Annotated in this window: 28 protein-coding genes; 8 read left to right on the top strand and 20 right to left on the bottom strand. The window is 45.1% G+C overall.

Annotated elements, in window-relative coordinates; translation table 11 throughout:
• Positions 1-13 precede the first annotated feature (13 nt).
• The 9 genes from ACLWNV_RS11020 to ACLWNV_RS10980 form a co-directional block, all read right to left on the bottom strand.
• Positions 14-295: a hypothetical protein gene (locus ACLWNV_RS11020; protein ID WP_413584482.1), complete on the bottom strand. Its 282-nt coding sequence runs from the start codon at positions 293-295 to the stop codon at positions 14-16.
• Between the two features lie 195 nt (positions 296-490).
• Positions 491-1,303 carry an SDR family NAD(P)-dependent oxidoreductase gene (locus ACLWNV_RS11015; protein WP_413584481.1) on the bottom strand — a complete coding sequence of 271 codons (813 nt, stop codon included), beginning with the start codon at positions 1,301-1,303 and terminating at the stop codon, positions 491-493.
• A 12-nt stretch (positions 1,304-1,315) separates the two neighbouring features.
• Positions 1,316-2,491 carry a zinc-dependent alcohol dehydrogenase gene (locus tag ACLWNV_RS11010; RefSeq protein ID WP_413584480.1) on the bottom strand — a complete coding sequence of 392 codons (1,176 nt, stop codon included), beginning with the start codon at positions 2,489-2,491 and terminating at the stop codon, positions 1,316-1,318.
• A 13-nt stretch (positions 2,492-2,504) separates the two neighbouring features.
• Entirely contained in the window at positions 2,505-3,110 is a 606-nt protein-coding gene (locus tag ACLWNV_RS11005) for an SRPBCC family protein (protein WP_413584479.1), read from the bottom strand.
• A gap of 170 nt (positions 3,111-3,280) precedes the next feature.
• Positions 3,281-4,699, bottom strand: a complete 1,419-nt coding sequence (locus ACLWNV_RS11000) for a methyl-accepting chemotaxis protein (protein WP_413584477.1) — start codon at positions 4,697-4,699, stop codon at positions 3,281-3,283.
• Between the two features lie 102 nt (positions 4,700-4,801).
• Entirely contained in the window at positions 4,802-5,068 is a 267-nt protein-coding gene (locus tag ACLWNV_RS10995) for a hypothetical protein (RefSeq protein ID WP_413584476.1), read from the bottom strand.
• A gap of 104 nt (positions 5,069-5,172) precedes the next feature.
• Positions 5,173-5,778: an HAD family hydrolase gene (locus ACLWNV_RS10990; RefSeq protein ID WP_413584475.1), complete on the bottom strand. Its 606-nt coding sequence runs from the start codon at positions 5,776-5,778 to the stop codon at positions 5,173-5,175.
• Positions 5,779-5,830: 52 nt separating this feature from the next.
• Entirely contained in the window at positions 5,831-6,166 is a 336-nt protein-coding gene (locus tag ACLWNV_RS10985; protein ID WP_413584474.1) for an FKBP-type peptidyl-prolyl cis-trans isomerase, read from the bottom strand.
• A gap of 1 nt (position 6,167) precedes the next feature.
• Complete coding sequence (locus ACLWNV_RS10980) at positions 6,168-7,136, bottom strand: hypothetical protein (RefSeq protein ID WP_413584473.1); 969 nt, start codon at positions 7,134-7,136, stop codon at positions 6,168-6,170.
• Between the two features lie 16 nt (positions 7,137-7,152).
• Between ACLWNV_RS10980 and ACLWNV_RS10975 the strand changes: the two genes are divergently transcribed.
• Complete coding sequence (locus ACLWNV_RS10975; RefSeq protein ID WP_413584472.1) at positions 7,153-7,896, top strand: hypothetical protein; 744 nt, start codon at positions 7,153-7,155, stop codon at positions 7,894-7,896.
• On the opposite strand, the gene ACLWNV_RS10970 is transcribed toward ACLWNV_RS10975, so the two are convergent.
• Positions 7,893-8,177 carry a DUF3817 domain-containing protein gene (locus tag ACLWNV_RS10970; RefSeq protein ID WP_413584471.1) on the bottom strand — a complete coding sequence of 95 codons (285 nt, stop codon included), beginning with the start codon at positions 8,175-8,177 and terminating at the stop codon, positions 7,893-7,895. The genes ACLWNV_RS10975 and ACLWNV_RS10970 overlap by 4 nt on opposite strands.
• 109 nt (positions 8,178-8,286) lie before the next feature.
• On the opposite strand from ACLWNV_RS10970, the gene ACLWNV_RS10965 reads away from it, so the two are divergent.
• Together ACLWNV_RS10965 and ACLWNV_RS10960 are read left to right on the top strand one after the other, a co-directional pair.
• A complete protein-coding gene (locus tag ACLWNV_RS10965; protein ID WP_413584470.1) occupies positions 8,287-8,784 on the top strand; it encodes a ribonuclease H family protein in 498 nt (165 codons plus the stop codon).
• A gap of 1 nt (position 8,785) precedes the next feature.
• Positions 8,786-9,061 carry a YheU family protein gene (locus tag ACLWNV_RS10960; protein WP_413584469.1) on the top strand — a complete coding sequence of 92 codons (276 nt, stop codon included), beginning with the start codon at positions 8,786-8,788 and terminating at the stop codon, positions 9,059-9,061.
• 27 nt (positions 9,062-9,088) lie between these two features.
• Here the strand turns inward: ACLWNV_RS10960 and ACLWNV_RS10955 are convergent, their stop codons facing one another.
• Positions 9,089-9,382 (bottom strand): hypothetical protein, encoded by a 294-nt coding sequence (locus ACLWNV_RS10955; RefSeq protein WP_413584468.1) that lies wholly within the window; start codon positions 9,380-9,382, stop codon positions 9,089-9,091.
• Between the two features lie 151 nt (positions 9,383-9,533).
• On the bottom strand, positions 9,534-10,043 hold the full coding sequence (locus tag ACLWNV_RS10950; protein WP_413584467.1) for a hypothetical protein: 510 nt from the start codon (positions 10,041-10,043) through the stop codon (positions 9,534-9,536).
• Positions 10,044-10,236: 193 nt separating this feature from the next.
• On the opposite strand from ACLWNV_RS10950, the gene ACLWNV_RS10945 reads away from it, so the two are divergent.
• Positions 10,237-11,193 carry a 3D domain-containing protein gene (locus ACLWNV_RS10945; protein ID WP_413584465.1) on the top strand — a complete coding sequence of 319 codons (957 nt, stop codon included), beginning with the start codon at positions 10,237-10,239 and terminating at the stop codon, positions 11,191-11,193.
• A 3-nt stretch (positions 11,194-11,196) separates the two neighbouring features.
• Here ACLWNV_RS10945 and ybaK read toward each other — a convergent pair whose 3' ends face one another.
• Together ybaK and ACLWNV_RS10935 are read right to left on the bottom strand one after the other, a co-directional pair.
• On the bottom strand, positions 11,197-11,688 hold the full coding sequence (gene ybaK, locus ACLWNV_RS10940; protein ID WP_413584464.1) for a Cys-tRNA(Pro) deacylase: 492 nt from the start codon (positions 11,686-11,688) through the stop codon (positions 11,197-11,199).
• Positions 11,685-13,508, bottom strand: coding sequence for a monovalent cation:proton antiporter-2 (CPA2) family protein (locus ACLWNV_RS10935; RefSeq protein WP_413584462.1), 1,824 nt, complete (start codon positions 13,506-13,508; stop codon positions 11,685-11,687). Before ACLWNV_RS10935 ends, ybaK begins: the two co-directional genes overlap by 4 nt.
• Positions 13,509-13,694: 186 nt before the next feature.
• On the opposite strand from ACLWNV_RS10935, the gene ACLWNV_RS10930 reads away from it, so the two are divergent.
• From ACLWNV_RS10930 to ACLWNV_RS10920, 3 genes are all read left to right on the top strand, one after another.
• A complete protein-coding gene (locus ACLWNV_RS10930) occupies positions 13,695-14,504 on the top strand; it encodes a S1 family peptidase (protein WP_413584461.1) in 810 nt (269 codons plus the stop codon).
• A 201-nt stretch (positions 14,505-14,705) separates the two neighbouring features.
• The gene (locus ACLWNV_RS10925; RefSeq protein WP_413584460.1) at positions 14,706-18,401 is read left to right on the top strand and encodes an efflux RND transporter permease subunit; all 3,696 of its coding nucleotides are present in this window, start codon (positions 14,706-14,708) and stop codon (positions 18,399-18,401) included.
• Between the two features lie 1,038 nt (positions 18,402-19,439).
• Positions 19,440-19,658 (top strand): hypothetical protein, encoded by a 219-nt coding sequence (locus tag ACLWNV_RS10920; protein WP_413584459.1) that lies wholly within the window; start codon positions 19,440-19,442, stop codon positions 19,656-19,658.
• A 19-nt stretch (positions 19,659-19,677) separates the two neighbouring features.
• Here the strand turns inward: ACLWNV_RS10920 and ACLWNV_RS10915 are convergent, their stop codons facing one another.
• The 6 genes from ACLWNV_RS10915 to ACLWNV_RS10890 all read right to left on the bottom strand — a co-directional run bounded on the left by ACLWNV_RS10915 (position 19,678) and on the right by ACLWNV_RS10890 (position 24,112).
• Positions 19,678-20,553: a hypothetical protein gene (locus tag ACLWNV_RS10915; RefSeq protein WP_413584458.1), complete on the bottom strand. Its 876-nt coding sequence runs from the start codon at positions 20,551-20,553 to the stop codon at positions 19,678-19,680.
• Positions 20,550-21,707: a hypothetical protein gene (locus tag ACLWNV_RS10910; RefSeq protein ID WP_413584457.1), complete on the bottom strand. Its 1,158-nt coding sequence runs from the start codon at positions 21,705-21,707 to the stop codon at positions 20,550-20,552. The genes ACLWNV_RS10915 and ACLWNV_RS10910 overlap by 4 nt, the downstream gene beginning before the upstream one ends.
• 2 nt (positions 21,708-21,709) lie before the next feature.
• Positions 21,710-21,916, bottom strand: coding sequence for a hypothetical protein (locus ACLWNV_RS10905; RefSeq protein ID WP_413584456.1), 207 nt, complete (start codon positions 21,914-21,916; stop codon positions 21,710-21,712).
• A gap of 160 nt (positions 21,917-22,076) precedes the next feature.
• Positions 22,077-23,264 carry a helix-turn-helix domain-containing protein gene (locus tag ACLWNV_RS10900; protein ID WP_413584455.1) on the bottom strand — a complete coding sequence of 396 codons (1,188 nt, stop codon included), beginning with the start codon at positions 23,262-23,264 and terminating at the stop codon, positions 22,077-22,079.
• Positions 23,265-23,567: 303 nt separating this feature from the next.
• Positions 23,568-23,753, bottom strand: coding sequence for a hypothetical protein (locus ACLWNV_RS10895; protein ID WP_413584453.1), 186 nt, complete (start codon positions 23,751-23,753; stop codon positions 23,568-23,570).
• The gene (locus ACLWNV_RS10890; protein ID WP_413584452.1) at positions 23,750-24,112 is read right to left on the bottom strand and encodes a hypothetical protein; all 363 of its coding nucleotides are present in this window, start codon (positions 24,110-24,112) and stop codon (positions 23,750-23,752) included. Before ACLWNV_RS10890 ends, ACLWNV_RS10895 begins: the two co-directional genes overlap by 4 nt.
• 788 nt (positions 24,113-24,900) lie before the next feature.
• On the opposite strand from ACLWNV_RS10890, the gene ACLWNV_RS10885 reads away from it, so the two are divergent.
• Positions 24,901-25,215 carry a hypothetical protein gene (locus ACLWNV_RS10885; RefSeq protein ID WP_413584450.1) on the top strand — a complete coding sequence of 105 codons (315 nt, stop codon included), beginning with the start codon at positions 24,901-24,903 and terminating at the stop codon, positions 25,213-25,215.
• The last annotated feature ends 1 nt before the right edge of the window (position 25,216 follow it).

The raw sequence follows: 25,216 nt of genomic DNA, 5'->3' as shown, positions 1-25,216 counted from the left end.
ATCAATTCAAAAACTACTTTTTAATCCCAGAGGCTTGTTTGAAATAAGTGTGCAGAGAATTTGCCAGGCGAATATCCGCGTCTCTATCAGGTTTAAGTCCCATGTGAGAGCGACAGTTTAGTAGATAAGTATAAACGTCTTCCACAGTTCCGCCGTCGGCCAGCACAGTATGAAGAGAATCCGCATAGACATCGTACTCGCTCGGGTCAAGTCCTTCGATGATCATTCCCGGAACGACACCAATCGGATCCCAATGCTGCAAATATCGTTTTAAAACTTCAAGCGTTCGATTCATTAACTCATTAAACCCAATAAACATTTAGCTGTATATATAATTTTGAATACTCTAGGCTTATATGAAAAATTGTTTGATTTACAATTGTGAGTGTCCACAGAAGTAGATGGCAAACTTTGAACGTGATGCACCCAGGATGGATGCACCTCGATTGACTCCAAAGGAATATACCAAGGCGAGGCCTTTCTTTAAAGATTACCTTTTATCGGGCGAGTTGGGTTTGGATTGGTCGCCGTGGAATTTTGCGGCTAGGGATTGCGGCATGAATTTGGCGGCGGTTCCTTGGATTTTGTTCATCGTGGAACCGGCGATGACCATGTCGTCTCCGCGCATGAGGGCTTCATAGCCTTGTTTTGCAACCAATGCTGGATCGTCTTTTTCGGCTTGTCCGACCTTGGTGTCATCCATGTGTGCGCGATGAAAGAATTCGGTTTCAGTGGCTCCGGGAAGGAGTGCCGTGATCGTAATTCCTTTATCTTTGTTTTCCACACGCAAAGCTTCAGAGAAAGCCTGCACGAAGAATTTTGTACCCGCGTACACTGAAAGGTAAGGGCCAGGCATAATGGATGCAACCGACGACGTGAACAGAATTTTTCCGTGCCCTTCGCGAAGCATGTCTTTAAGTACCAACTTCGTTAAATAAACAACCGAGATCACATTGAGCTTAATCATGTCGATTTCTTCTTCGATATCAGTCTTGTCAAAGCTTGCGCCACCCACGCCGACGCCGGCATTCAGGGCAATGACTTCGACTGGTCTGTTTAAGGCTCTGATGTGATCATAGAGATCGTAAACACCCGTGGGTTCCCGCAGATCGACCTTTACTTCATGCACTTCGGTGCCAAAGGCACGCAGGCTTTCGCAAGCGGCGCTCAAAGCATCGTTTTCCGCCGTGGCTACGATATCAAATCCGTTTTTAGCAAATTGCTTGGCGAGTTCAAGGCCAATACCTGTTGAAGCTCCTGTGATGACAGCGAGTTTTCCGTGACCTTGCAGTGCTTGTCCCATGGGAACCTCCTTTTAGTGCATCTTGATGACGACTTTTCGATATTCCTCTTTGTTGTCGTTAAAATTCTTATAGGCTTCGGGTCCTTCGCTAATATCAATGCGATGACTGATAATTTCCGAAGGATCGATCTCGCCCTCAAGAATTTTGTCCAAAAGTGGTTTCATATATTTTTGCGTGTGAGTTTGGCCCATAGCAAACTTAAGACCTTTACCGAAAGCGGCGCCAAATGGAATTTTATCAAGCAAGCCTCCGTAAACTCCGGGAATGGAAACGGTTCCGGCTTTGCGGCAGGATTGCATCGCTTGACGAAGTACATCGGGACGATCTGTTGCCAACATCACCGCAGCCTTTGCTCGGTCGATGGTGGCAGTAATTGTGTGCCCATGGGCTTCCAAGCCCACCGCATCGATGCAAGAATCGGGACCCACTCCGCCTGTGAGATATTTAATCTCGTCAAGAATGCCTTCTTCGGTTTTATCAAAGTTAATAGTCTCTGCACCCGCTGCTGCAGCCAGGTTTAAGCGACTTTCATAGTGATCGATCGCGATCACGCGCTCAGCCCCCAGCATGAAAGCGCTGCGGATCGCAAGCTGTCCCACGGGACCGCATCCCCAAACTGCAACAGTGTCACCGCGTTTGATGTTTGCATTTTCTGCAGCCATCCAGCCGGTTGGAAAGATGTCACTTAGGAATAAAACCTTTTCGTCTTCGATGCCTTTAGGAACAACGATGGAGTTCACCTCTGCCCACGGCACGCGCAGGTATTCGGCCTGGCCGCCAGCGTAGCCACCGTAAAGGTGAGAGTAGCCGTAAAGGCCGGCGCCGCTAGAACCATAAAGTGTTTCAGCCATGTGCGCGTTGGGGTTGGAGTTATCGCAGGCAGAGTATTCTTCGTGGTCACAGTGCCAGCACTTGCCACAACCCATATCGAATGCGACTACGATCTTATCGCCCACTTTCAGATTTTTGACGTTGGGTCCGATTTCAACAATCTCGCCCATGTTTTCATGCCCCAGAATGTCGCCTTTTTTCATCGTGGGGATGTAGCCGTTGTACAGATGAAGATCGGATCCGCAAATGGCGGCCGTGGTAATTTTAATAATAACGTCGTCGGGTTTCAGAATTTTTGGATCACGGACGTTTTTCATTTCGACGCTGTGTTTTCCTTCCCATGTCAGGGCTCTCATAAAAAATCCTTTCTTAGTGAGTTTTTTCCGGCATATCTTCGTCACGGCCGCTGGGTTGACCGAAGGTGGTAGGGACGTCACCGGTTTCGCAAAAAGCTTTTAGTCGGAATAGTGCTTTCTTGGATAAAATCACGGCATCCTTGCCGAAAAGTTTTTCAAATTTTCCGATGAAGTCACCAGTGATGTTGTCATAATCCACATTCATTCTGACGATCGTGCCACGATTACCAGGAGCTGCTGCCAGTTCCACTCTGATTGAGTAATCAAAGCCCGCGCCATCTTCCGAACGCCACAGCAGAGTGTGGGATTCCTGATTAAGCTGGGAACTCATCATCATCGTCAGGTCTTCAGAATCTTCTGCCAGACTGTGGTCGCGAAAGATCCACTTGGTCTGCGCAGCTGACACGACTTCGGTTTTATAAAGGTTTTCAAAGAAGGCGGGGAGGTTTTCAACATTGCGAAGAACCTGAAAGACCTCATCCGGTGATTTTTTATAAATCGTATTGCTGATGGGAAGCTTTCCTTCCTGGTGATGGGAAGGTGTGGTTGAAGAGGAAGTTCTTGCTGTTCTGTTTTTGTCAGACGTTATATTCGGGTTTTGAATATTTTCAGGAGCCATTGCATCCGTCCTTTCCGTAAACTGTATTCATCATGTTTAACGGTGTAAGGACAGAGAGGATAAGGCAACTGGGCCCCGGGAAAATACAGTGGCCGACGGTAGCAGAGCTCTAGAATGGATCTGAGCCCTGTGCATTTACAGCAAAGTTATGATGTTGAGTGTGAATTATATTATCCAACAATGGATCTAAGCTGTTCGACCTGATCGCCAAGATTTTTGGCTTGTTTCAATAAAATCTCAGAAGAAGCCGCAGCTTCTTCCGCGGAAGCAGCATTCGTTTGCGTCGCTTGATCCAGTTGATTCATGGCAGTTGAAATCTGTGAAATCCCGGCGGATTGCTCCGACGATGCTGCAGAAATACCGCCGTTTAGTTCTGTCACTTGTTTAACGGATTTAACTATTTCCTTAAGCGACTCACCACTGCGATCCGCAATTTTTGATCCATTGTCGATTTGGTCCACTGACGTACTGATCAATGTTGAAATCTCTTTGGCTGCAACAGCAGAGCGTTGAGCCAGGGTTCTAACGGCTTCAGCAACGACGGCGAAACCTTTACCTTGTTCGCCCGCGCGTGCGGCTTCGACAGAAGCATTTAACGCCAGTAGGTTTGTTTGAAAGGCAATATCGTCGATCACATTGATAATGTCTTTAATCTGGGATGAAGACTTGTTGATGTCGTTCATTGCTAAAATCAGCTTTTCCATTTCGGCGTCACCGCGGTTGGCGGCGCCTTCACTCATTTGCGCAAGCGTACTGGCCTGTGCTGCGTTTTGAGCATTCACTTTTACCATACTGGTGAGTTCTTCAATGGAAGCCACAGTCTCCTCTAAAGAAGCCGCAGCCTCGGTAGAACTATTGGCCAGTTGCTGGCTTGCGTGGCTTAGTTGTTTGCTGGCATTTTGAACGCTGTCTTTTGATTCAGCAACAGCCACTGCAATATGCTGCAGGTCCTTTTGAAGTTTTGATGCAAGAACATAGGCGACGGCAGCGCCTAGAAGCAATCCAATCCCCCCGACGTACAGTAAAGCATTCTGGGCCGTGGCACGGGTAGAGTTGGCCTTGGCAGTCCAGAATTTTGCCTGCTCATCTTGAAAGTTTATTAAGTGGTGCAGGGCTTTGCCATGAGCGTTGTAGCCTGCGCGGAATTCGCCATCCAGCAGACTGCGGAATGTTACCATATCATTTTTTTTGCGGACTTCGATCATACGTGCCGTAGCTTCTGTGGTCTTTTTCCATTCAGCCGTCAGAATGTCGTAAAGCTGACCTTCTCCTTCAACAAAGGGAACAGCTTGGTAGGTTTTATCAGCCTTGTCATATTCAGCCACTGCTTCCTGGTACTTTTTAACCAGATGATCGACTTCTTTTTCATCAATGTCGGGATATCCCATGCGCACTATTTGGCGAATTGCATTGCCAGTGGCTCCCGACATATCACTTAATAGCATGGCATTCGGAAGATTGAGTTCCGAAATGTGATTAAAGTCATCCGTTAGCATTTTTAATGTGACGTATCCAGTGGCTCCCACAATAGCCAGAGCGCAGGACAGGAGTCCGCAGATTATGATCAATCGGGCTTTGAGTGTTTTCATTTTCAGCTCCCCAATATCAGGAATTATCCCATTAATAATCGGATTAAGTTTCCTGATACTGGAGAAACCTCTCTCAGTGTAATGAACTCGACTTGTGTTGAGCTACTGATTTTCCTTAATGGATCCGTCAGAGTCTTTCAAGTCCCGGGTGCCCTGTGGGTGCGTTGAAGCATCGTCATGGCGGGTATCATAGGTGGCGCGGCGGTCGCGTCGTAGTTCCTGGTTTCTTGAGTTTGTTTTATTTTGTTCAAATTGGTCGTCGTCATCATACTGTGGTGTATGAGGTCTAACTTCCGTCGTAGATTTAGGGGCGGCCTGGGCCGTAGCGGCTACAAGAGCAAACAAAGTGGTAATGATGAATGTTTTCATAAGGATCTCCCTTCGAAAACAATCCTAGCAGCTATTACCACTTAAGAGCCTTGGACCCTGCTGTAAAACAGCTATTATCGTTCAGCTCAGGACTTTAAGTCTTGTTAACGGGTATGAATCAGAGTGTATTCTTCATTCACTTTCAGGCAATTCATGCCAGCCGTATGGGCTGCTTGAATTCCCAGAACAGCGTCTTCAAAAACCAGACAATCCGTCGGCGTGATTTTTAACTGCGATGCTGCCATTAAAAAACAATCGGGTGCGGGTTTACCTTGGGTATAGTCTTCAGCACAAACCAGCAAATCAAAATAAGGTTGAAGTTTCAGTTGCTGCATTGTCAGTTCAACGATTTTGCGCCGGCTGCCTGTCACAATCGCCATGGGGATTTTACCGTGATAGTGAGCGATCACATTCATGACGGATTTAATAGTGCTGACCTCATGCAAGTTTGAAAGATAATGAACTTCTTTTTCTTTTAGGAATTGTTCGGGATTGATAGTGGAGTTGTGAAGCTCGTTCATCATCTCGACAATGCGGTGAGTGGGACGACCCGCCCAAGCCATATGTTGTTCGCGACTTAGTGAAAGATCATACTTTGCGAGGGCTTTATTCCAGGCACCCAAGTGCGCGGGCATGGTGTCGGCAACAGTGCCGTCGAAATCAAACAAAAGGGCTTTAAAGTCTTGCTCGGGAAAAAACTGTTTTAACATGATGGCAGACTACCACGTTTGGCTTTCGCAGGAAAGCATCAGTACCAGAGTATTATTCGCGTGGTCGCGACTCCAGAAGCTCCACTTCAAAGGTCAGGTCGGAATGGGGAGGGATTTTCCCCATGGTTCGCTCGCCGTAAGCTAAAACCGCGGGGATTTGGATTTTGCGTTTGCCGCCAACTTTCATTCCGAGCACTCCCTGGCTCATACCCTGAATCACTTTTTTAGATCCCACGACGAACTCAAAAGGTCTGCCATGGGTGTGGGAGGAGTCAAACACGGTTCCATCACCAAGGGTTCCGATGTAGTGAATAAACACCAAGGCGCCTTTACTGGCGACCTCTCCGCTGCCGATAAGGTGGTCGGTGGTTTGAACTTGTGCTTCCATTCTAAAACCTCAAATACAAGTGGAAATTTAAGCCGGGATTTCTGACAAAATCGTGGTCTTCAGAAAAGTCGATATTTGGCTGAACCTGATAATCCAAAATATTTTCATACAGAATCTGTACAAAGGCCACCGAGAAATTGTAAGAGGCAAGATGGTAAACGTCGCGGCTTTTTGAAGTGAAGAAAATGTTGTAAGAGATACTTTCTTTTTTTGTGAACCACTGACCTAAAGCCACGCCGTTTGTGACGGTGTAAAGATGCTCGCGGTCGATGTAATCACCCTCATTCACGACAGTCAGATTCAGATTTCTTCCCAGGTAAAAGTTAAAGTTCAGTGCTTGAAAGGTACCGGTCCCTTTTTCCGCATCAGCGTAAAACTGTAATTTAGGATTGATGTGATAGGACTTTCTGCGCTCGGCGATACTTTCAAAAGTCAGGGTGTGGGAAATCTTAGGGGTGCCGGCAAATGAAATACGCGGCTGAAAAGACGTACGCACATTACCGAGTTGTCTAAAGAACCCGAACGTCGCTCCGGGGTTTCTTTCACGGGGTGCGGAACGAACGTAATTCTGGGCGACACCACGCTCGGAGGTTTCATCGTAAGAAGTGAATGTCACTTGCCAGTATTCTTCCACATTAGGCAGACGCAAATTGAAATCGAAGCTTAAGTCGTTCTTTAAGCCATCAAACGAATTCAAGTAAGCGCCGACTTCGATCACGGCAGAAGTTTTATTGGGATCTGTCGTATAGCGCTGACCCGCCAAAAACAGATCCAACCCAGTGGCAAAGCTGTCAAACCAGCTTGAAATGTTGATATTGCCCTGGATGAGATCGGTTTCAAGATCGGTTTCTTTTTCAGCCGGAGCTTTTGGTGCGGCAAAACCCCACGAAGCCCAAAACACCACGGTGAGAGCCGCCAGGCACCGGAATATTTTGTTTGTGTATAAAGATAATGATTTTTCAAACTTCAACCGTTAGGCTCCAATTATGGTTCATCTTAAACGCACACTTTCCATTCTGTCTCTGAGTATCTTGTCTCTTTGTGCAGAATTTGCTTTTGCCTACGTGCCTCAGCGGGGAAATGTGATGATGTACCTGGGGCCTTATACTTATAAGACCGAATACAACGGGAATCTTTCAGATCTACAGCAGGACACGGGTGGGATATCTTTAATTGCCTCAGGTGATGTCAGTGATCATGGCGCTTTGGAAATGGCCGCGATTTATATGCACAAATACTACTTCCGTGACGAGGATAACAACCGGTCGCTGGCGCAAAGAACACAAACCATGCACATCACAATCGCCTATCGCAGATACTGGGCACCTTCATTTGCAACCTCAGTCGGGATTTACACGAACTATCCGATGGGGAATATCAATACCATTCATAACGACTTTGCAGACTCGGAAGGGGTCACCACCTCAGCCTCCTCGCCATCAGAGACGGGTATTGATATCGCCCTTCAAGGTGAAATCTGGCAATCGGGATTGTGGGCCTTAATGGCAGAGGGCAGATATTCCTATGCGCTGACCAAGCAGCCGAATGAATATTCAAATCAGTATGGGGTGTTTTTAGGGGTTCGCTATTTCATTCAAAGCCGGGTTGAAAAACCGAAGACGTTGAAAGAGGCGGATAAGGAAAAACCGACGCAGATTAAAACTCAGCCGGAACAGAAAAAAGAGAAGGCTGCTCCTAAAGGAACGAACAGCCCTCAGAAAAAGGACTAGGCTTTTTTAGCGTCCAGATATTTTCTTTCAAACCAGAAGGTACCAAACGGCAAAACTGCCGCAAAGAATGCCTGAATACGCATTTTCACTGTCCAGTTCAATTCTCCGGCAAGGAAGTTTGCAAACAACACGTAAGCGATGAACAAGAAGCCATGAATCGGGCCCATTGTTTTAACAATTGCCGGATTGCCGGCCATGTATTTGATTGGCATTGCGATAAATAAAAGAGTCAAAAAGGAAATACCTTCAAGCCAGCCCAGAACTTTAAAAGCTTGTACCATGTGAACCTCGTTTCTTGGTCAGAGGATTAGCTTGAACTCGTTTTAAGCGCATCCAAAATCTTCGCGTTAAACGCGCAACAAATTACTGCGTTTCTGGGGACTTTGTGGAATGCTTTGGAGTATGTATCGTGTTGGCGTTCACATTTGGCAAAGGCTACGACATTTATTCTCGGGAAATAGATTTGAAATCTACACCGACGGCAGTTTCAAGCACGGTAAAGGGGCTTGGGCCTATGTGGTTACCCGCCGGGGCGTTATCTTTTGTGAAGACTTTGCCGGGCAAAAGAAAACCTCCAGCAACCGTATGGAATTTCAGGCAGCCATTGAAGCACTGAAGGCTTTACCGGAAAATAGCAAGGGGTGCCTGTATACAGACTCCCGCGTGATGTTAGAGGCCTTGGAAAAGTGTGAGCGCTGGTCAAGTAACGGCTGGGTTAAAAATCAAGGACAGCCCATTCCTGAGGTGGATTTGCTTCAGGAGCTCTATGCGCTTAAACAGAATCATCAAATCGAATGGCGCTGGATTAAGGCGCACTCAGGCATAGAATTTAATGAAAGATGTGACCAGCTTTGTATCCGTGCTAGAACCAAAACCGGAGATCTTTAAAATGAATATTGATTACGATCAGCAAAACAGTGAAAGCAAACCACCGGTGGCAATTCCTGTTGAGCAGCTAAGCGCTGAAGTTTTGGATGCCGTGATTGAGTCCTTCATCCTGCGCGAGGGAACTGATTACGGTGTGATGGAAATTTCTTTGGATAAAAAGAAAGAGCAGATTCACAGACAGCTTAAGAAAAACGAGATCAGAATCGTTTATGACTTTAATACCGAATCCGTGACGATGATGACGGATCTTGCGTGGAAAAAACTGCCGAAGTCATAAGAAACTTCGGCAGAGTATTTCTAAAACCTATTGGCAGTTTACGTTCAACCAAGCGTTCACAAAAAAGAACGGAGGGTTCGCGTAAACCCAAGCCGTGCGATACTGGAATGGACCAACCCAGTCAGCAAACCAAGAATTAACAACCATACCTGTTTGCAACTGACCTACAGCATAGCCCTGGCAGTAAACTGTGTAACCAGTTGGGTTGTACATAGTAACCGCAGCCTGGTAACCATTAAGCTGGTATTGGAAAGCTGGAACCCAGGCAAACGCCGAAGCAGAGATAAATAAAGAAGCTACAGTAGCCATCAAGAAACGCATAACGATCCCTTCACTGAAAAGTTATAATATAGAAGGGGTTAATCGCGAAATGCGCCTGCAATCAATAAAATTGCAAAGCACCTGGGCAATTCACTTTGAAATGCGCTTTATTGAAACTAAACCGAAAAATGGCGCAGTGCGCACCTGTAAATTAGAAAAGGTCCTTTAAGAGCATCGGTCCGTACGTTAACCAAATGTAAAAACCAAAGCAGTTAAAAAAGAACGCCATAATCAGACGAGTGCGGGTCAATCTCGATAAAGGCATTTCTTTTCCCAGCACGCGAAATCCCAGAAGCATTGAATACAGATTGCAAACCAAAGGCACCAACACGCATCCCAGGACTGCATTGATCAGACATTTTTTTGCAAGCTCCTGGCTTTCCATCAGGTTTTGATTCTTAAGCTGAGTGGTCTCATCTTGTTCGGCATTTATTTCAGCTTGTTCATCCTCTAGTTTTTCCAGAGCCGATGAGGCCGCTAAAAACTCGCCCTCAGGAATTTCAATAATTAACTTTCCCAGGAAAGTTTCCAGGTGGGGAGCCACTGAGCGGGTGAGCTCATCACGCAGACGGGGGTGGAAGCCCTGGGCGACTAAAAACGATTTTACGACCTGTGCTTCCGAGAAATTTGCCACTTCAGTAAGAAAAACGTGTGTGCTCATAGGGATATGCTATCCACAAGCATCAGCACTGTCTAATTTATTAACAGTTATGAGTGAAAAATTGCTGGCATGATAGGGGCAAAAAGTACCAATTTACGGCACAGCATTTCCAATGTTTGCAGAGTAAAGAAAGTCGTCGCGGCTTCAGCAATTGTCTGTTAGGTTGAGCTTCGGTTTTTCTTCTGGAGGGTGCATGTTAGCGAAACGTTTATTCACATTTTCGGTCGTAGTGGCGACAATGGCACTTGCGGCATGCGGGAATGTTGATCAATTTACAGCTAATAACACTCTGGATTCTGAGAGTGGGCAAGTAAGCCTTCGTGACCAATCTGTGCACAGTGCCCTTGATACAAACGAGGAATGGGAATCAACTCTTCCCACTCAAAAAGCCACTGTAGGTGACCCCGAGGATTTCCCGGCTCCTGCATCCGCTGAAGCTGAGCCCGATGCAACTCCATCTCACGGCACTATTAATGAAGAACAAGTGGCTTTAGATCGTCCGGCTGCGAAAGACGTGGTGGGCTCTGCTAAATTAAAACCCACTGTTTATTATTTCCCGATTTTTGATACCGAAAAAACGACCTGCCCAGACAGCCAAAAAGTCACTTTGTACGGTCAGGGTGGTAAAACGATCATCCGCGTGTGCAAGAAAATCTCGGATGCCTGCGGTTTGCAGGGTTCTTGCTCTATTAAGAAGAACGGTAAAATTCGTTTGTTGAATATTTTGGCGCGTATTAAAGGTCAGAATCGTTATTTTGAAATTGACCGTGAAGAGTGCAAATACGGTTACGGCGTGCGCACGGTGTGCTTGGACCCTTTCCACACTTTGGCAGCAGATTTGACGATCTATAAAATCGGCGAAGTGATCTATGTACCGTCAGTGATCGGTTTGATTTTGCCAGACGGTACTATGCATGATGGCTACTTTATCATCCGTGATAAAGGGTCGGGCATCATGGGTCGTGGCAGATTTGATTTCTATTCAGGCTTCATGCCTTGGTATGACAAAACGAATCCGTTCAACAAAATCGGCCTGGCTGATAAGAACACTGAGGTTCCTTACATGAGAATCACAGGATCAAAAGCCAAAGAAATCCAGGTTCGTCGTAACTACCCAAGCATCCCTAAAGACAACCAACCCTTGAAATAAGGGCTATCCCGGAATGCCCACTTGCACCAGAGTGGGCGTCAAAATCTTTTGCGCCTCTTTCGGCGACATCCCCACTAAGAAACCGCGCTTACCACCGTTAATATAAATCTTATCCAGCTCAAGAATTGTCTCTTCCATATAGACTGGCATTTTTCTTTTCGTACCAAACGGTGAGGTGCCGCCCACTTGGTAACCTGAATGGCGATCGGCCACTTCGGGCTTACATGGATTAATGCTTTTTACTCCCAATACGCGTGCAAGATTTTTGGTGGATACCTGCATATCTCCATGCATAAGCACGATCAGGGGTTCTTTCTTATCATTTTCCATGATCAAAGTTTTAATGACCGCGTGTTCCGGTACTCCCATTTCTTTTGAAGAGTGAGCGGTGCCGCCTTTTTCCTGATAAGTGAATAGATGGTATGTCAGTTCCACGCCGTGCTTTTCCAGCTCGCGCAGGGCTAAAGTCATCGGGGGCTTGTTATCGTGACTCATAACTTCGGTTCCTCGGAATTATCAGTTTCTGAAGCATCAATGTACGTTTGCGTCTGGTCTTCACGCAAAACCTGAGCAAGCTGCTGCATGCCTTCGCGGGACAGATCCAGGAATTGTTTTTGATCGTGGCGGTACTTGTATTGATTTGCCACCATCAATTCATCATGACGATGGAAGCGCTCGATAATCGAGCGCGCACGTGAGGCTGGCATTCCCAAATCCAACAGTAATTCGCGAGTCAGCAAAAGACTTGATTCAAAAGTTTCGCGGCGTATGTGTTTCATCTCTACACCTAGATCTAACAAATCAAACACGTGGGCACGGTTGCGGGCACGGGCATAGATTTTTAGATGCGGGTGGTGTTCGCGAGCGAGCTCCACGATGTGTTTGGAGGTCTCCACATCATCTACGGCTACGATTAAGTATTTGGCGGATTTCGCTCCGGCCGCATCCAGGATTTCCTGGCGGGAAGCATCCCCATAGTAAACCTTGTGACTGAATTTTCTTAATAGCTGAATCTGATCCGGGTCGTGATCAATGGCGGTGAAACCAATTTCCTGGGCGCGCAGAATACGGCCAAAGATTTGTCCGACACGTCCAAAGCCTGCGATGATGATTTCGTTTTCAACACCTTCGAAGTTGTCCCATTCTTTGGCTGGTTTTCTGGAAGCCAGCATTGCTTCTATTTTTGAATTTAGAACGATAACGAACGGGCTTAGGATCATAGACAAGGTCACGATCACAGTTAGTAACTCTGAAATTTCACCGCTAATAACCTGCGAGCTTTGGCCGACACCAAAGATTACAAACGCGAATTCACCACCCTGGGCCAAATAGGCCGCCATATTGCGGGAGCCTGCACTGTTAAGGCGAAGCACGCGACCCACGCCGTAGAGCAATCCTGCTTTAACCGCCATATAGACTGCTGTCGCTGCAATAATAAAGACCGGGTTCTTTAAGATCAGGTGAACGTTTACGGACATTCCCACAGAGATAAAGAAAAGACCCATCAAAAGACCTTTGAAAGGTTCAAGGTCAGCTTCAAGTTCGTGACGGTATTCTGATTCAGACAACAAGACGCCCGCGAGGAATGCTCCAAGCGCCATGGAAATACCCATGTGCTCCATCAGATAGGCAACACCGACTACGATGGTTAAAGTGACGCCAGTGAAAAGTTCGCGACTGCGCAAAGCTGCAACTTGACGTAATAGTGGACCCATCAACGTGTAATTGAAAATAAGAAGACCCAGGAAGATTCCCGCAATAGCGAGCCAGTTTACGTCAGAGCTGGAAGCCGCTTCGACTAATCCCAAGGTGGGAATAATTGCCAAGGCAGGGATTGCCACCACGTCTTGCATTAATAGTATTGCGAAAGAAGATCTTCCGAATTCGGTATTTAAGACTTTCTTTTCGGTCATCGCCTGAATAGCAAAAGCGGTGGAGGAAAGGCTTAATGCAAAGCCCGCAACCCAGGCACTGCTCCAGGAAGCCCCTTGGGTTTTTACCAAAATACCCAGAGCTATAGTGCAGGTTAGAATTTGCAGGCCGCCAAAACCGATCAGGGTTCTTTTCATTGCCAGCAATTTCTTGGGTTGAAGCTCTAGTCCGATCAGGAATAGAAGAAACACCACGCCAAATTCAGAAAGATGTTTTACGGACTCGACATCCGTTATCAGCCCTGCGGTGTGAGGGCCAATCAGGATGCCTGCTGCGAGATAACCCAGAATGCTTCCCAAGCCTAATTTTTGAAAGATAGGGACCAGAAGTACTGAGGAACACAGGAAGGCAAGGACTTGAAGAAGATATGAATGTTGTAGCATTTAAAAATCGTAACAAGCGGTCCTTAAGGCGCCAAGCTAAAAAATCTACATACTCTAAGAGGTCATTGTTTTGGGCTCACTGTCCCGATTTAAAGAGTGTCCCGATTAGGAAAATTTCATTTTGGGTTTCGGGGCAATGGGTGTAGAACCCACCACGAATCGAATTCTTTTAAGGGAGTTTTCCAAATGAAATCTATCAATTTACTAGTATCAGGTCTTCTTGCAACAGCGGCTTTGGTGGCATGCGCACCGGCAAACCAAAACGGGACAGTGACAGCAGATGGCAACAGTCAGGTGATCGGTGGCGATCTGGTTAAACCAGGCAGCCGTGTGATGCGCTCAACCGTTGGACTCTACGATCCTAAAGCGGGTGCCTTGTGTTCAGGCACTTTGATCGCTGAAAACATGGTTTTGACAGCAGCTCACTGTGTGGCTGGTGATCCAAAAGCTTTGCAAGTTCACTTTAACAACGAAATGAAAAAATCCACTCAAGAGCAGATTCGTAAAGTGGATGCTGGCTTCGTAAACACTGATTACGATCCACAACGTAAAGAAAACACAGCGGACATCGCGATCCTTCGCTTCAAAGGTGGCTTGCCAGCGGGTTATGCTCCGGCAAAAAGACTTAAAAACTCGGGTGCTTTGGTTCAAGGCATCCAGGTTGTTATCGCAGGTTACGGCTTGAATCGCTCATGGGTGATCAAATCTGGTGCGGGCACTCTTAGAACTACAGAGCTTGTAGTTGCTGATCCAAACTTCTCTGCAACTGAAGCAATGCTAAAACAATCTTTGAAACGTGGCGCTTGTTCCGGTGACTCCGGTGGTCCAGCTTACCTTGATATCAAGGGTGAGTTGTACTTGTGGGGTGTTCTAAGCCGTGGTGATGCTTTGCCAACTCGTTTGACTCCGGATTGCTTTATGTTGTCGGTTTACACTCGTGCTGACATCTACGCGACTTGGATTGATCAAAAAATGGAGCTATTGCGCGCTCTATAACATAAACCCTAAGCGGTTGTATTGTGAGAGAGGGAGATCATGCGATCTCCCTTTTTTTATTGCTAAACGAACTGCCAAAATACGTTTTGGCCACTGAATATTTCCTTTGCTTCAAATCAAATAAAATCCTGTGCTTTGCCAGAAACGCTGCTGCCAATGCCTAGCTCGGAAACTTTCCTATAGAATCGGGTGGAGGTCTGTATGCGTATTTCTGACGTATCCATCCGCAATGCCGTTTTCTCCTGGATGCTGTTTGCGGCATTCATCATTTTTGGTTTTATATCGTTCATGCGTTTGGGCGTCAGCCAGTTGCCGGATGTGGACTTTCCCGTCGTGAATGTTTCGCTGACACTATTGGGTGCAGCTCCCGAGATCATGGAAACCTCTGTCGTGGATCCGGTGGAAGATGCGCTGTCTTCAGTTGAAGGAGTCGTTCGCATTAGTTCCGTCAGTAAGACCGGTATCGCAAATATTACTATCGAATTTGAATTGGATCGCAACATCGACGTGGCTTTGCAGGAAGTGCAGACCAAGGTGGCCCAAGCCCAGCGCCTGATGCCTGAAAATGTCGATCCGCCCATTATCACGAAAACCAATCCCGATGATCAGCCGATTTTGTGGTTGGCACTTCAGTATGACAAAAATGATCCGTACTTTTTGATGACCTATGCGAAGGACTATCTGAAAGACCGCTTCACTATGGTATCCGGGGTCGGGGATATTATTTTAGGGGGATACACAGATCCGGCGATGCGAGTCTGGGTTGATGCCGATAAACTTAAAAGAAAAGTGATCTCGGTTGGTGACGTGATGGAATCAATCACGGCTCAACATACCGAGGTCCCCGGGGGATTCATTCAAAATCCCAAGAATGCCTTTAACGTCAGAACGCTAGGAGAGTTTAAGGATGCCAAGGGCTTTGATGACATGATCATCAATCGCAGGGCCGGGATGGTGATTCAGGATCCCTATAACACCATCCGCTTAAAAGATGTCGGCTATGCCGAAGAGTCCTTGGCCGAGGTCTATCGTATTTCCAGATTTGATGGAGTCATGTCATTAGGTTTGGGTATCAAGAAGCAAATCGGATCTAATGCGGTGGCCGTCGCCAATGCGGTGAAAACCCAGATGAAGGACATTCAGGAAACTTTACCTGAAGGCATGCGTCTGGGAGTGAACTTCGACTCTTCACGATATATTGAACAAAGTATTCAGGAGATGATCAAGCATCTGGTCTTGGCCGTGATTCTGACTTCGTTGGTGTGCTGGATTTTCTTAGGAAGTTTCACTGCGACCTTAAATGTGTTGCTGGCAATTCCGACCTCCATCATGGGGGCGTTCATTGGTTTGTATTTCTTTGGTTTTACTTTAAATACCTTCACGCTTTTGGGTTTAACGCTCGCGATTGGTATCGTGGTCGATGATGCCATCATGGTGCTTGAAAATATATTCAGGTACAACGAGCGGGGACTAAGGCCGATAGAGTCAGCAATCATTGGCGCGCGCGAGATTACTTTTGCGGCGTTAGCGGCAAGTATCGCGATCATTGCGATCTTTTTGCCTGTGGCCTTTATGAAAGGTGTGATCGGGAAGTTCTTTTTACAATACGGGATTACGATTTCTTTGGCGGTGCTTTTATCTTTGCTGGAATCCTTAACGATCACTCCCATGCGCTGTTCTTCTTTCGTTCATACTGGCGAGCGCAGTACTCGCATCGGTAAGGCCTTTGATCTTTTCATGGAAAAGTGGCGGGAGTTTTACTCTAAAACTTTAAATTGGGTACTAAATTACCGCTGGCTGGCCTTGGCGACTTCAGTGGTGTTTGTGGCATTGTCCTTTGTGACGGTGACAGGACTTAATCGCGAGATGACTCCGGTGCAGGATCAAAGTTTGTTCATCATGCGTTTATTTTTGCCCATTGGGACTTCACTTGCGACTTCGGATCAAAAAGCACGGGAAATTGAAAACTGGATGCGCTCGCAAAATGAAGTGAAGCATCTTTATGCCAGCGTCGGGGGCTTGGGATCAGGTGGTGGCAGTGATGCCAATACCGGGATGATGTTTGTGACCTTGAAAGACAAAGGCGAGCGGGGGGAGAATAAAGCACTGGGAAAAGAACTTTCACAGCAGGAATTCATGAATTATGCGCGGACGGAGCTAACTAAGAACGTAAAAGGCGTGCAGGTCTTTATGATGGATCCATCCAGTCGGGGTTTCTCGACGGGGAAAGGTTATCCTGTCGAGTTTATTTTGCAGGGACCTGATTGGGCCAAGCTGGAAGAGCTGAATAATAAATTTAAAGAAGACATGAAACAGTCAGGACTCATGGTCGACGTGGATTCAGATTATCTGGCGGGGATGCCAGAAATTCAGGTGACCCCAATGCGCGATCAAGCGGCCCGTCGCGGAGTCAGCGCCGAAGACATCGGTGTGACCGTGCAGGCGATGATCGGTGGTGTGAAAAACGGGCAGTACACTAAAGATGGGCATCGCTATGATGTCTATGTTCAGCTTCAGAAAACCAAAGATCCCAGAAATGAATTTAAAAAACTTTTAATTGCCAATGATCGCAATAATCTGATTCCAATTTCCCAGGTGGCCAAGATCGAGCAAAAAGCCAGCCTGCAACAGGTAACAAGGGTGAACCGTCAGCGGGCGATAACGATCTATGCGAATTTAGCTTCCGGAGCGTCCCAACAAAAGGCACTGGATTTTATTTTCGCAAAAGCCAAAGACCTTCCCTCTGGCTATTACATTGATCAGTCAGGGGCCGCAAAAACTTTCAGGGAATCCTTCGATAGTTTGATCTTTGCATTGGCGTTGGGCGTATTGGTCGCCTACATGGTTTTAGCCAGCCAGTTTAACTCCTTCATGGATCCGGTGACGATCCTGATGGCCTTGCCATTTAGTTTTTCCGGGGCTTTCTTTGCTTTATTCCTGACTGGTCAGTCCATCAACATGTACTCGATGATCGGTATTTTGCTGCTGATGGGAATCGTGAAAAAGAATTCTATCTTATTAATTGATTTCACCAACGCCGTTCGGGATCGGGGCGAGAATGTCAGTGCTGACGCCGCATTAAAAGAAGCCTGTCCGATTCGCTTACGTCCCATCATTATGACCAGTATGGCGACGATCACGGCAGCCCTTCCTTCGGCACTTGCAACCGGTGCCGGTTCAGAAACTTTCAAGCCCATGGCCGTCACCTTGATCGGCGGGGTTTTAATTTCCACGCTATTAACTTTGTATGTGGTGCCAGTGGTGTATTCACTGCTGGATCGTTTCCGTAAACGCGACACCCGCCAAAAAGATGTGCGCGAAGCCTTCCTAAACGTGGGCGAGGCCACTTCTATCAGTGCTGAAGGAGTGCCTGTATTAAATGACGGCGAAGGCGCACAACCTGGCGACAAAGCTCAATACTTTAATCAACAACAGAAGATGCCAGATATTGTTGAAGAGAGTGAACCAGTAAAAGAAAAGCAACAACTCGAATCAGAACCTGAAATCATGGGGCCAAGACATTGGGAGGAATCAGAAATGGAGAAGGAAAAAGGCGAGAAAAGAAGTTTCTTTGGTTTCTTAAAGCGAAAGTACCGACATCCCAAAGAGTCACAACCAAAACCAATCTTCAGTTCGCCATCACCTGCAGTGCGAAGATCCGCGGCACCGTCAGCGGCACCAGGTGAGAAACCCGTAGAACCAAGAACTCACCGGGCAGAAGAAATCGAATCCGACTTCGACCGCAACATGCCTCACATCAGCGACAAACCGTCCGACTACGAAGCCGCCGACGACGCCCAAAGAAGAGACCAACGCGAACGCCACCGCGAAGAACAACGCGTAGAACGCATGCGCGAACACGACCGCAAAATGCGCGACCGGGACCGGGAGCATTAGTGAATGGGGAATGTTTTGCCAACATCTTTCTGGATGCCTTTAATGCGGAGAAAGTATTTTGACTATTTGATTCATAATGGCTGAGTTTTCAAAATTGAACTTCTTAAATCTGTGTTTTCGGAAAACATTGTCTCCGAAAACCTTTAAACATAATTCGAGAGCTGCCCGGTGCCCCACTAGTCGCCGAACCTCATACTGCAAACGAATAATGGAGAGCGAGATAAGACGCCATCTACTGGGTTGTCGGTGAGTCGCCTGTCCTCGGCGTACCAGTAAGTAGGCCTGTGGGAAACGACTCACCTCCGCCTTGCATCTTTCGCCTTCTATCGCTCACGAGAACTTCAAATATATTGGAAAGGTAGTCTGTCCAAGCTGAACACTCAGCGAGCGAAAGCTCCATTTCCGACGGAAATCGCAAACAAATTATCTTTGATCATTGTCAATCCAGGTGCAGTTTTGTGTTCGATTGGATTTCTTCTACTATAGTAATAAAAAGTTATTACAAGTGTTTGGCAAACCTGGACCTTCAATTTGATTTCCACAAACGTTTTAGTATCTTAGTTGCCTTTAACCTTCGGGTTAGGAGTTATCCACATCTGCTTTTGAGTATTGCCTTTTATTTTCATCCTTGGTTATAAGACGTTTATTAATAGAAAGGTTCTTTTATGGAAGCATCACTGTTGTCGTTTATTGGTGGGGTAGTATTCGCATACGCGGGTTTGGTGTATTTTTATAAGTTAACCACCGCTAAAAAATAGTTAATTGGCCGATAATTGTTGGTGGAAGAAGCTGTATTGGTAATATAGGGTATTTATTGTCCGTAAATTAATAAATTGGACAATTAATAGTTAAATGCCGAAATAATTAATTAAATGCCGAGAAAATCCGTCCATTAATTCAATTTAAATCCAAATAAATAAAATAAATGCGGAAAAATGAAAGTGCTTGCAAGGTCCAGCAAATGTGTCATCATTATTCAATCCTCTCTTCAAGGACTTTATGTAAAGCCTTGAGTGAATTTTTTAAGGAGAGGAATCCATGTCTATTATTAACGTTACCGTTCGAAAGCTATCTGCAAAATCTGTCAAAAATGTGGTGCATATGTTCATAGCTATCGTTGCCATAATTACTTCTACGATTTACGGATTAGTAGCAAACCATTCAGATAAATTGAGCGAACTTGCTGTGTCCGTTCGTGAACCAAAAGAATATGTAAATATAATCAAGCTTCGGCTTGGGCAGAAAAGAGATGAATGACAGACGCTTCCTATCTCAATTATTTGGGTTCAATTTTGGAGATGAAATCTTCTAAAGAGATCCCCTGCGCTTTGATCAGGCCTCTTTTATGAAGGAAGTTACTCATTGCCAGTTGATCGGCATCTTCAGTAATAACGTAATGTGCTCTGCAGGCTTGAACCAATAGGCTAAGATCATACCAATTTCCAGCAGCAATTCGGTTTAAAAATGAAAGCTCATCGTTGTCTTTATATTCGGTGTAAGCATTTCCGAGCATACGAAGATAGCCGAGCATAAAATGGGTGCGGTGGAGATTATAATCAGACCTTCTTGGCGTATAAATTACCTTCTTTATCTGTCTATTGGACAAACCAAAGACCTTTTTGAAGATATTCATTTTATAAGCGGGAACATAGAAATTGATGTTTTCAATTTCATACCTTATTTCAGATTGGGAAAAGACTGATAGCATTCTGAATAGATTATCCGACTTCTTCAGGCCAGTCTTAGAGTCCTTAATAAAGTTTCTTGTCGTACCGGTACGGTGATAGATGTGGTCGAAAGTCTTTCGGTCAGATAGATACTCTAAAAAAAGTTCCCATCGGTCCTCTGTATGGATTGTGGGGTAATGTCTCATGCGTCCGTTATTTCGGATTTCAATGTGTAACCATTTTGAAATCGCTTTTGCGAAATAGAACTGTCCCGGAGTGGAACGATTATATATCTCATGCAGCTTATTCATTCTCTTGAAAATGCTGTCAGTGCTATCTCCGGCTGTGTTTTCTAAGAAAGTGTCAAAGCTGACAAAGAGTCTGTGCTGGCTCTGAGTTAGGCCAGCAACTGTTTGTTCAGACAAATCCTGGTTTCTAAGGATCTTATTCAGGGCTGAATTGTCGATGAAGTAGTCTGCCGTCATTCTAATGATATTTTCGTAAGATCGACCTGTGAGGCGGTAATCAACAATGAAAAATAGACACCCGCCACGATCAGCCAAAATGTGCGAAGGAGTTTGCCCAAGGTACCTTTAATTCCGTCTCCAGTCAGAATTTGAAATGTTCCGTGGAGGATGCTTGAACCATTTCCTCTTAATTCCTTGCGTTTTAGAGTAGCACACACTGCAAGGGCAATCAGCGGATATCCAAAACTAATAATTCCAAAAAACCAAATTAGGTATTGTTCAATTGATAGTCTGACTATTTGTAAATAGCTAAGTTTCTTACTCTCGGCGGCAAGATGCGCCATTCTCCTCTCGTTTTCACTTTGGTTTCCAATTGAGGATCCTTTGCTGATTAGTTCATTTGATTTTTTGAGAAACTCATATTCAGCCGTTTTGTCTTTTAGTTCTTTTGCAAAACCGGCTCCCCGTAAGGTAACTTGTATTAAGTCGTCAAGCTTTGATGAAAATTTAAAATCAGCAAATGGAGTATTTGCATCAGGATTAAAAGCTGTATCGTAACTTACTGCCATAGCAAGCGTATAGGCTTTCTCTTTTTGTTCAGGCCATTTCATTCCCGTATTTATAAGTGAATTTTGAATAATTAGAGTGGTTTGAATGTTTCCAGGTTCGAATCTCAAGCATTCGTTCATCCATATGAAAGGTAGGAAACTTTTCGCAAGTTTATCCTGAGGGTCGGCGTATTTCCAGCAGTACGGGTTGTAGAGCTTCTTTTGCATCAACAGTATTGTATTCACGTCGGATACATTGGCAAACGAGGCACGAAGGCCGAAACTTGATCCATTAAGGAGAATATAAATATCGCGCAGTTCGTTTTCTTTAAGCTTTTGCTGATCAATTTTCTTAAGTAACTCCAAGAATGACCATGTCGCATTCACTATATCTTGAGGCGTTGTGCCGGGGAACTTATCCCCACCATAATATCCATTTTCTTCATTTAATTTGATATTTGCCATGAATCCTTGATAGGTACTAGCTCCGCTGCGTTCGTCCATGACCTCTGCGGTAAATTCACCCAGCATAAATAACTGCGGAAATTCAGCCTTTAGGTTCGGAACAGCTGCTTCAAGAGTAGCTGCGTGAATTAGTAGCAAAAACAGCACGATCCAATTCATATTTACTTACTCACAACTTTCTTTCTCTTCTTCTTAGTGAAGCAGTCATTGCTTTCCCAGTACTTCATGGGCTGTACCTGAAACACTGCCAGCATCTGGTTGAGCTGCGGGATCTGAGTCTTAAGTTTGGACTCCAGGACTTCCTTCGTAACTTCGCGGGTATTCATCACGTCGCCCTTGTCAGTCTGGAAATACCCGAACGTCAGCATCTTTGAGGGGAGAGAGCGATAAGCATCCAACTGCTGCGTTGTCTTGAACCCGCCTTCGTTGCGACGTATTCAACCATACGTCTCACTTCGACGGAACCATTCCGCCTTGCATTTGAATACTTCTTGCTCTCTGAAGCGTGAAAAAAGCCAAGTACTCTACTCATTGTGGTGTTTTATCCACTTTATATGTGCCATCAGCCTGAATATAGTGACACTTTTCGTAACCGGCACTTTGGCAAATAGGATCCATTAAATCACCCATTCGTGTTTCCCATTTTCTATCTTCGATAACAATATTGGGGATGAACACAGTGTCCCTGTCGAAATGGCGTTCATCAATGGACCCTCTGGAAGAATAATACAATTTACGATTTCTTACTGACTGCAATTGAATTTGTACTACCACAGGATCAAAAATACCAAGACGTTCTATGTTTTTAAATGACGAGTCCAATGATTGGCTTATTGCCGAACCGATTGCATCTACGAATGTAAAATCATTATTCGCGTTAGGATCGATTACATAGCCATCAACGAACTCGTGAATACCCGAACGGAAAACTTGGACGTAACCGTAATTATGCTTATGATTTTCATATCGGCAAATCCCGTCTAAGTTAATCTTAGTATATGGATTGTTAAACTGTGCATTTATTGGCATCAAGTTATTGTTGTCAGACTTTAAAGTTTGAATGCTAAAGGTTTGGTTGTGAAATGCTCCAAGAGGAAGAATATGAATGATCAATCTTCTCGTACCAAGCAGTGGTATGGGCGTAACGCCTTTTCCGATTAAGTCCGCTCGTTCATTGCAAAACGAAGTAGATCTTTTTGTAAGTTGTTCGCCATTGATAAAAGATGATTGAATTTGATTGTAATCCATAAGGACTTTTCCCGTTTGGTTTCTTGTATAAAATTTGTTAATTCCCTCGAGGCTTACCATGTGAGGCGAGTTCCAACTTTTATTTATGCGGTAAATTAGGACCCATGAATTTTCAAATCGAAGTATTTTTGATTCGATTCCATTGATACGAGGAGTAATGCCAGCCGAAATTATTTGGTTTAAGCGATTCAATTCTTCTGAAGGATCGGTTGATATTCCTTCAATAGCACCAGGCTTGTTAGTTTTCGATCCCTCTACAATCTTTTCGGAGATTCCGTAAACTATTAAGCCGCCAGATGCGTTTGCAAACGAGCATATGTCATACAGAAATTCCTTTTTCTTACCGTCGGATTTGTCGGGTAGATCACGCTTATAGTCCAAAAACTGACTTTCTTCAGTTTCGCTTTCAATCAATAGGTTAACGTCAGCAATGGACCAGTTACTCAAAGATTTATGGAAAATACTCATGAATCTCCCTTTAGGCCATAGGAGTTCACCTATGAGGCCTTCTTGTGAAAAACGTACTAGATTGCAGGTACGTAGGAATGTTGTTGAATATCCCAGCACCTATGTCAACAAACGCCAGTTTCCATTGACGCGAGAGAAATCAATTTGATTCACAGTATTTTTATCGGACTCAATCTAATGATTAGTATGCTTACTTTGAGAGTGGATGGCGCGTGGAGTTACGCCTCTCCCATCATCAAGCACCCTCCTTAGCAGTCCCTAAATTTGTTCGGAATTTGACGGAATAGGTGGAACATCAGTGAACTAAGGATCGATGCTTCTATTGCAGAGTTCTTGGGCGTTGGGTTCGGTTTTGCGACAGGTTTTAGCAGAGTGATCGTAGCAGCCGCCGCTTTCAATGCATGCGATGTCTTCAGGGATCATCCAATTGAAGTAAGTGATTGTAGCGGCGATGATCGCGGCTACTATGATTAGGATTTTTGTTTTCATTGTTGTCTCTGCTTAACGTAACTGGAGTTGCCTTCGAAATCGAAGACGGCGTTTTCATTTTTGATTCGGTTTGGAATATCGGAGGAACTGAAGTCGATGCGACCTCTGCTGGGCTTCCACTCATGGACGATTTTATTGTTTTTTAGGAATAGGACAAACTGTTCTCCGTCGTCCATCGACATTGGCCAATCTTTTTGGTTCTCCTCGAATCCGTCGATTCCATGGCGGCAAAAGGAGTCGTAGGGTTTTAATATCACCAACTCGTCCCGTTCAAGCTTGTTGTGCTGCCTCAAATCGAAGTGCCTACCTTTTTCATTAACAACTTCATAGATTTGATAGCTTCTCCACAATACTTCCATATAAATGAGTGGCCAGAGTAGGACTCCGAGAAAAATGCCGCAGATGATGGTTAGAGACCCATCAACAAGCACGGCACTGATTTTAGAAACTTAATGATTTTTTCATACTAAGTTGGGGCTGCATAAAGCATGCTAGTTCTTCCGAACGATTTCTGTAAGAGTAAGCACGATAAATGAGTAGGTGGTTGCTATGAATCGGTATTGGGTAAAATATTGCGTTCTTGCTGTGTCGGCTTCTTTCTTAAGTACGTTTCGCTCCTTTTGATGGGATATGACGGATTGAACGATTATCGCTGGATTGTTCGTCGCTCAATACAGGCGACGACTTTGCTAAGTGGTGTGTTGGTACTATTTCTTTTTTGCATTGGTGGTTCGTGCCAAAATCAAAAATCACTACGGTTGGGAAGCTTTCGTTCTGCAGCTAGTTGTACCGAAGATACTTGAATTTTTTTCGCTATTGTTTAAGAAGCGGGATTAACTATTGTTAGTCTCGGGCATGCCTGGACCTCCTTATAATTACAAATCTGTTTTGCCTCAGAAACATACATCCATTTATAAATAACATTCAAATTATGCCGCAAGCCCGGTCAAGAAATGTTGACCAGTATTTGACTAAAGAAACGATGTTTAGCTCCCGATAAACATATTCACGTATATTCGAGTAGCGAAATGGTTGTGGATTTTTGCTTCGTGTATAGCGATGAGATGGTGGTTAAACCTGAGTTCAGTTTTAACCGCCTTCAATATTAAATTAAATCTCGTTGTTCAAGTTGTACGTTGGAGGCCTTGTGGTTAGATCCTTGTTAATTCTATCGATCTTGATGGTTATGGTTGCTTGTACAGGTGGATTTGATCCGCTGGCGGCAATAACGAATGAAAATCCGATTGTTGGAAGTCCAAGTATTGTTCCTAGTAGTCCAATAGTTGAACCTCCGAGTGAGCCTGAATTCACAAATCCATTGGTTGCAACTCAAAAGGTTGAAGAAGTACTTCAATCGTTCAATGAAGATCCCATTTATAAGTTTGAGCAAGAAGATACAGAGCTTCTTATCTCTGAGGGGCTAATCGCTGACCAAAATTCTCTTAAAGGTTTGGTAAAATAAG

Source organism: Bdellovibrio sp. HCB274 (genome assembly GCF_047306075.1).
Classification (GTDB): domain Bacteria; phylum Bdellovibrionota; class Bdellovibrionia; order Bdellovibrionales; family Bdellovibrionaceae; genus Bdellovibrio.
The sequence above is the reverse complement of the archived record's forward strand: the minus strand, read 5'-3'. Positions and strand labels throughout refer to the sequence as shown.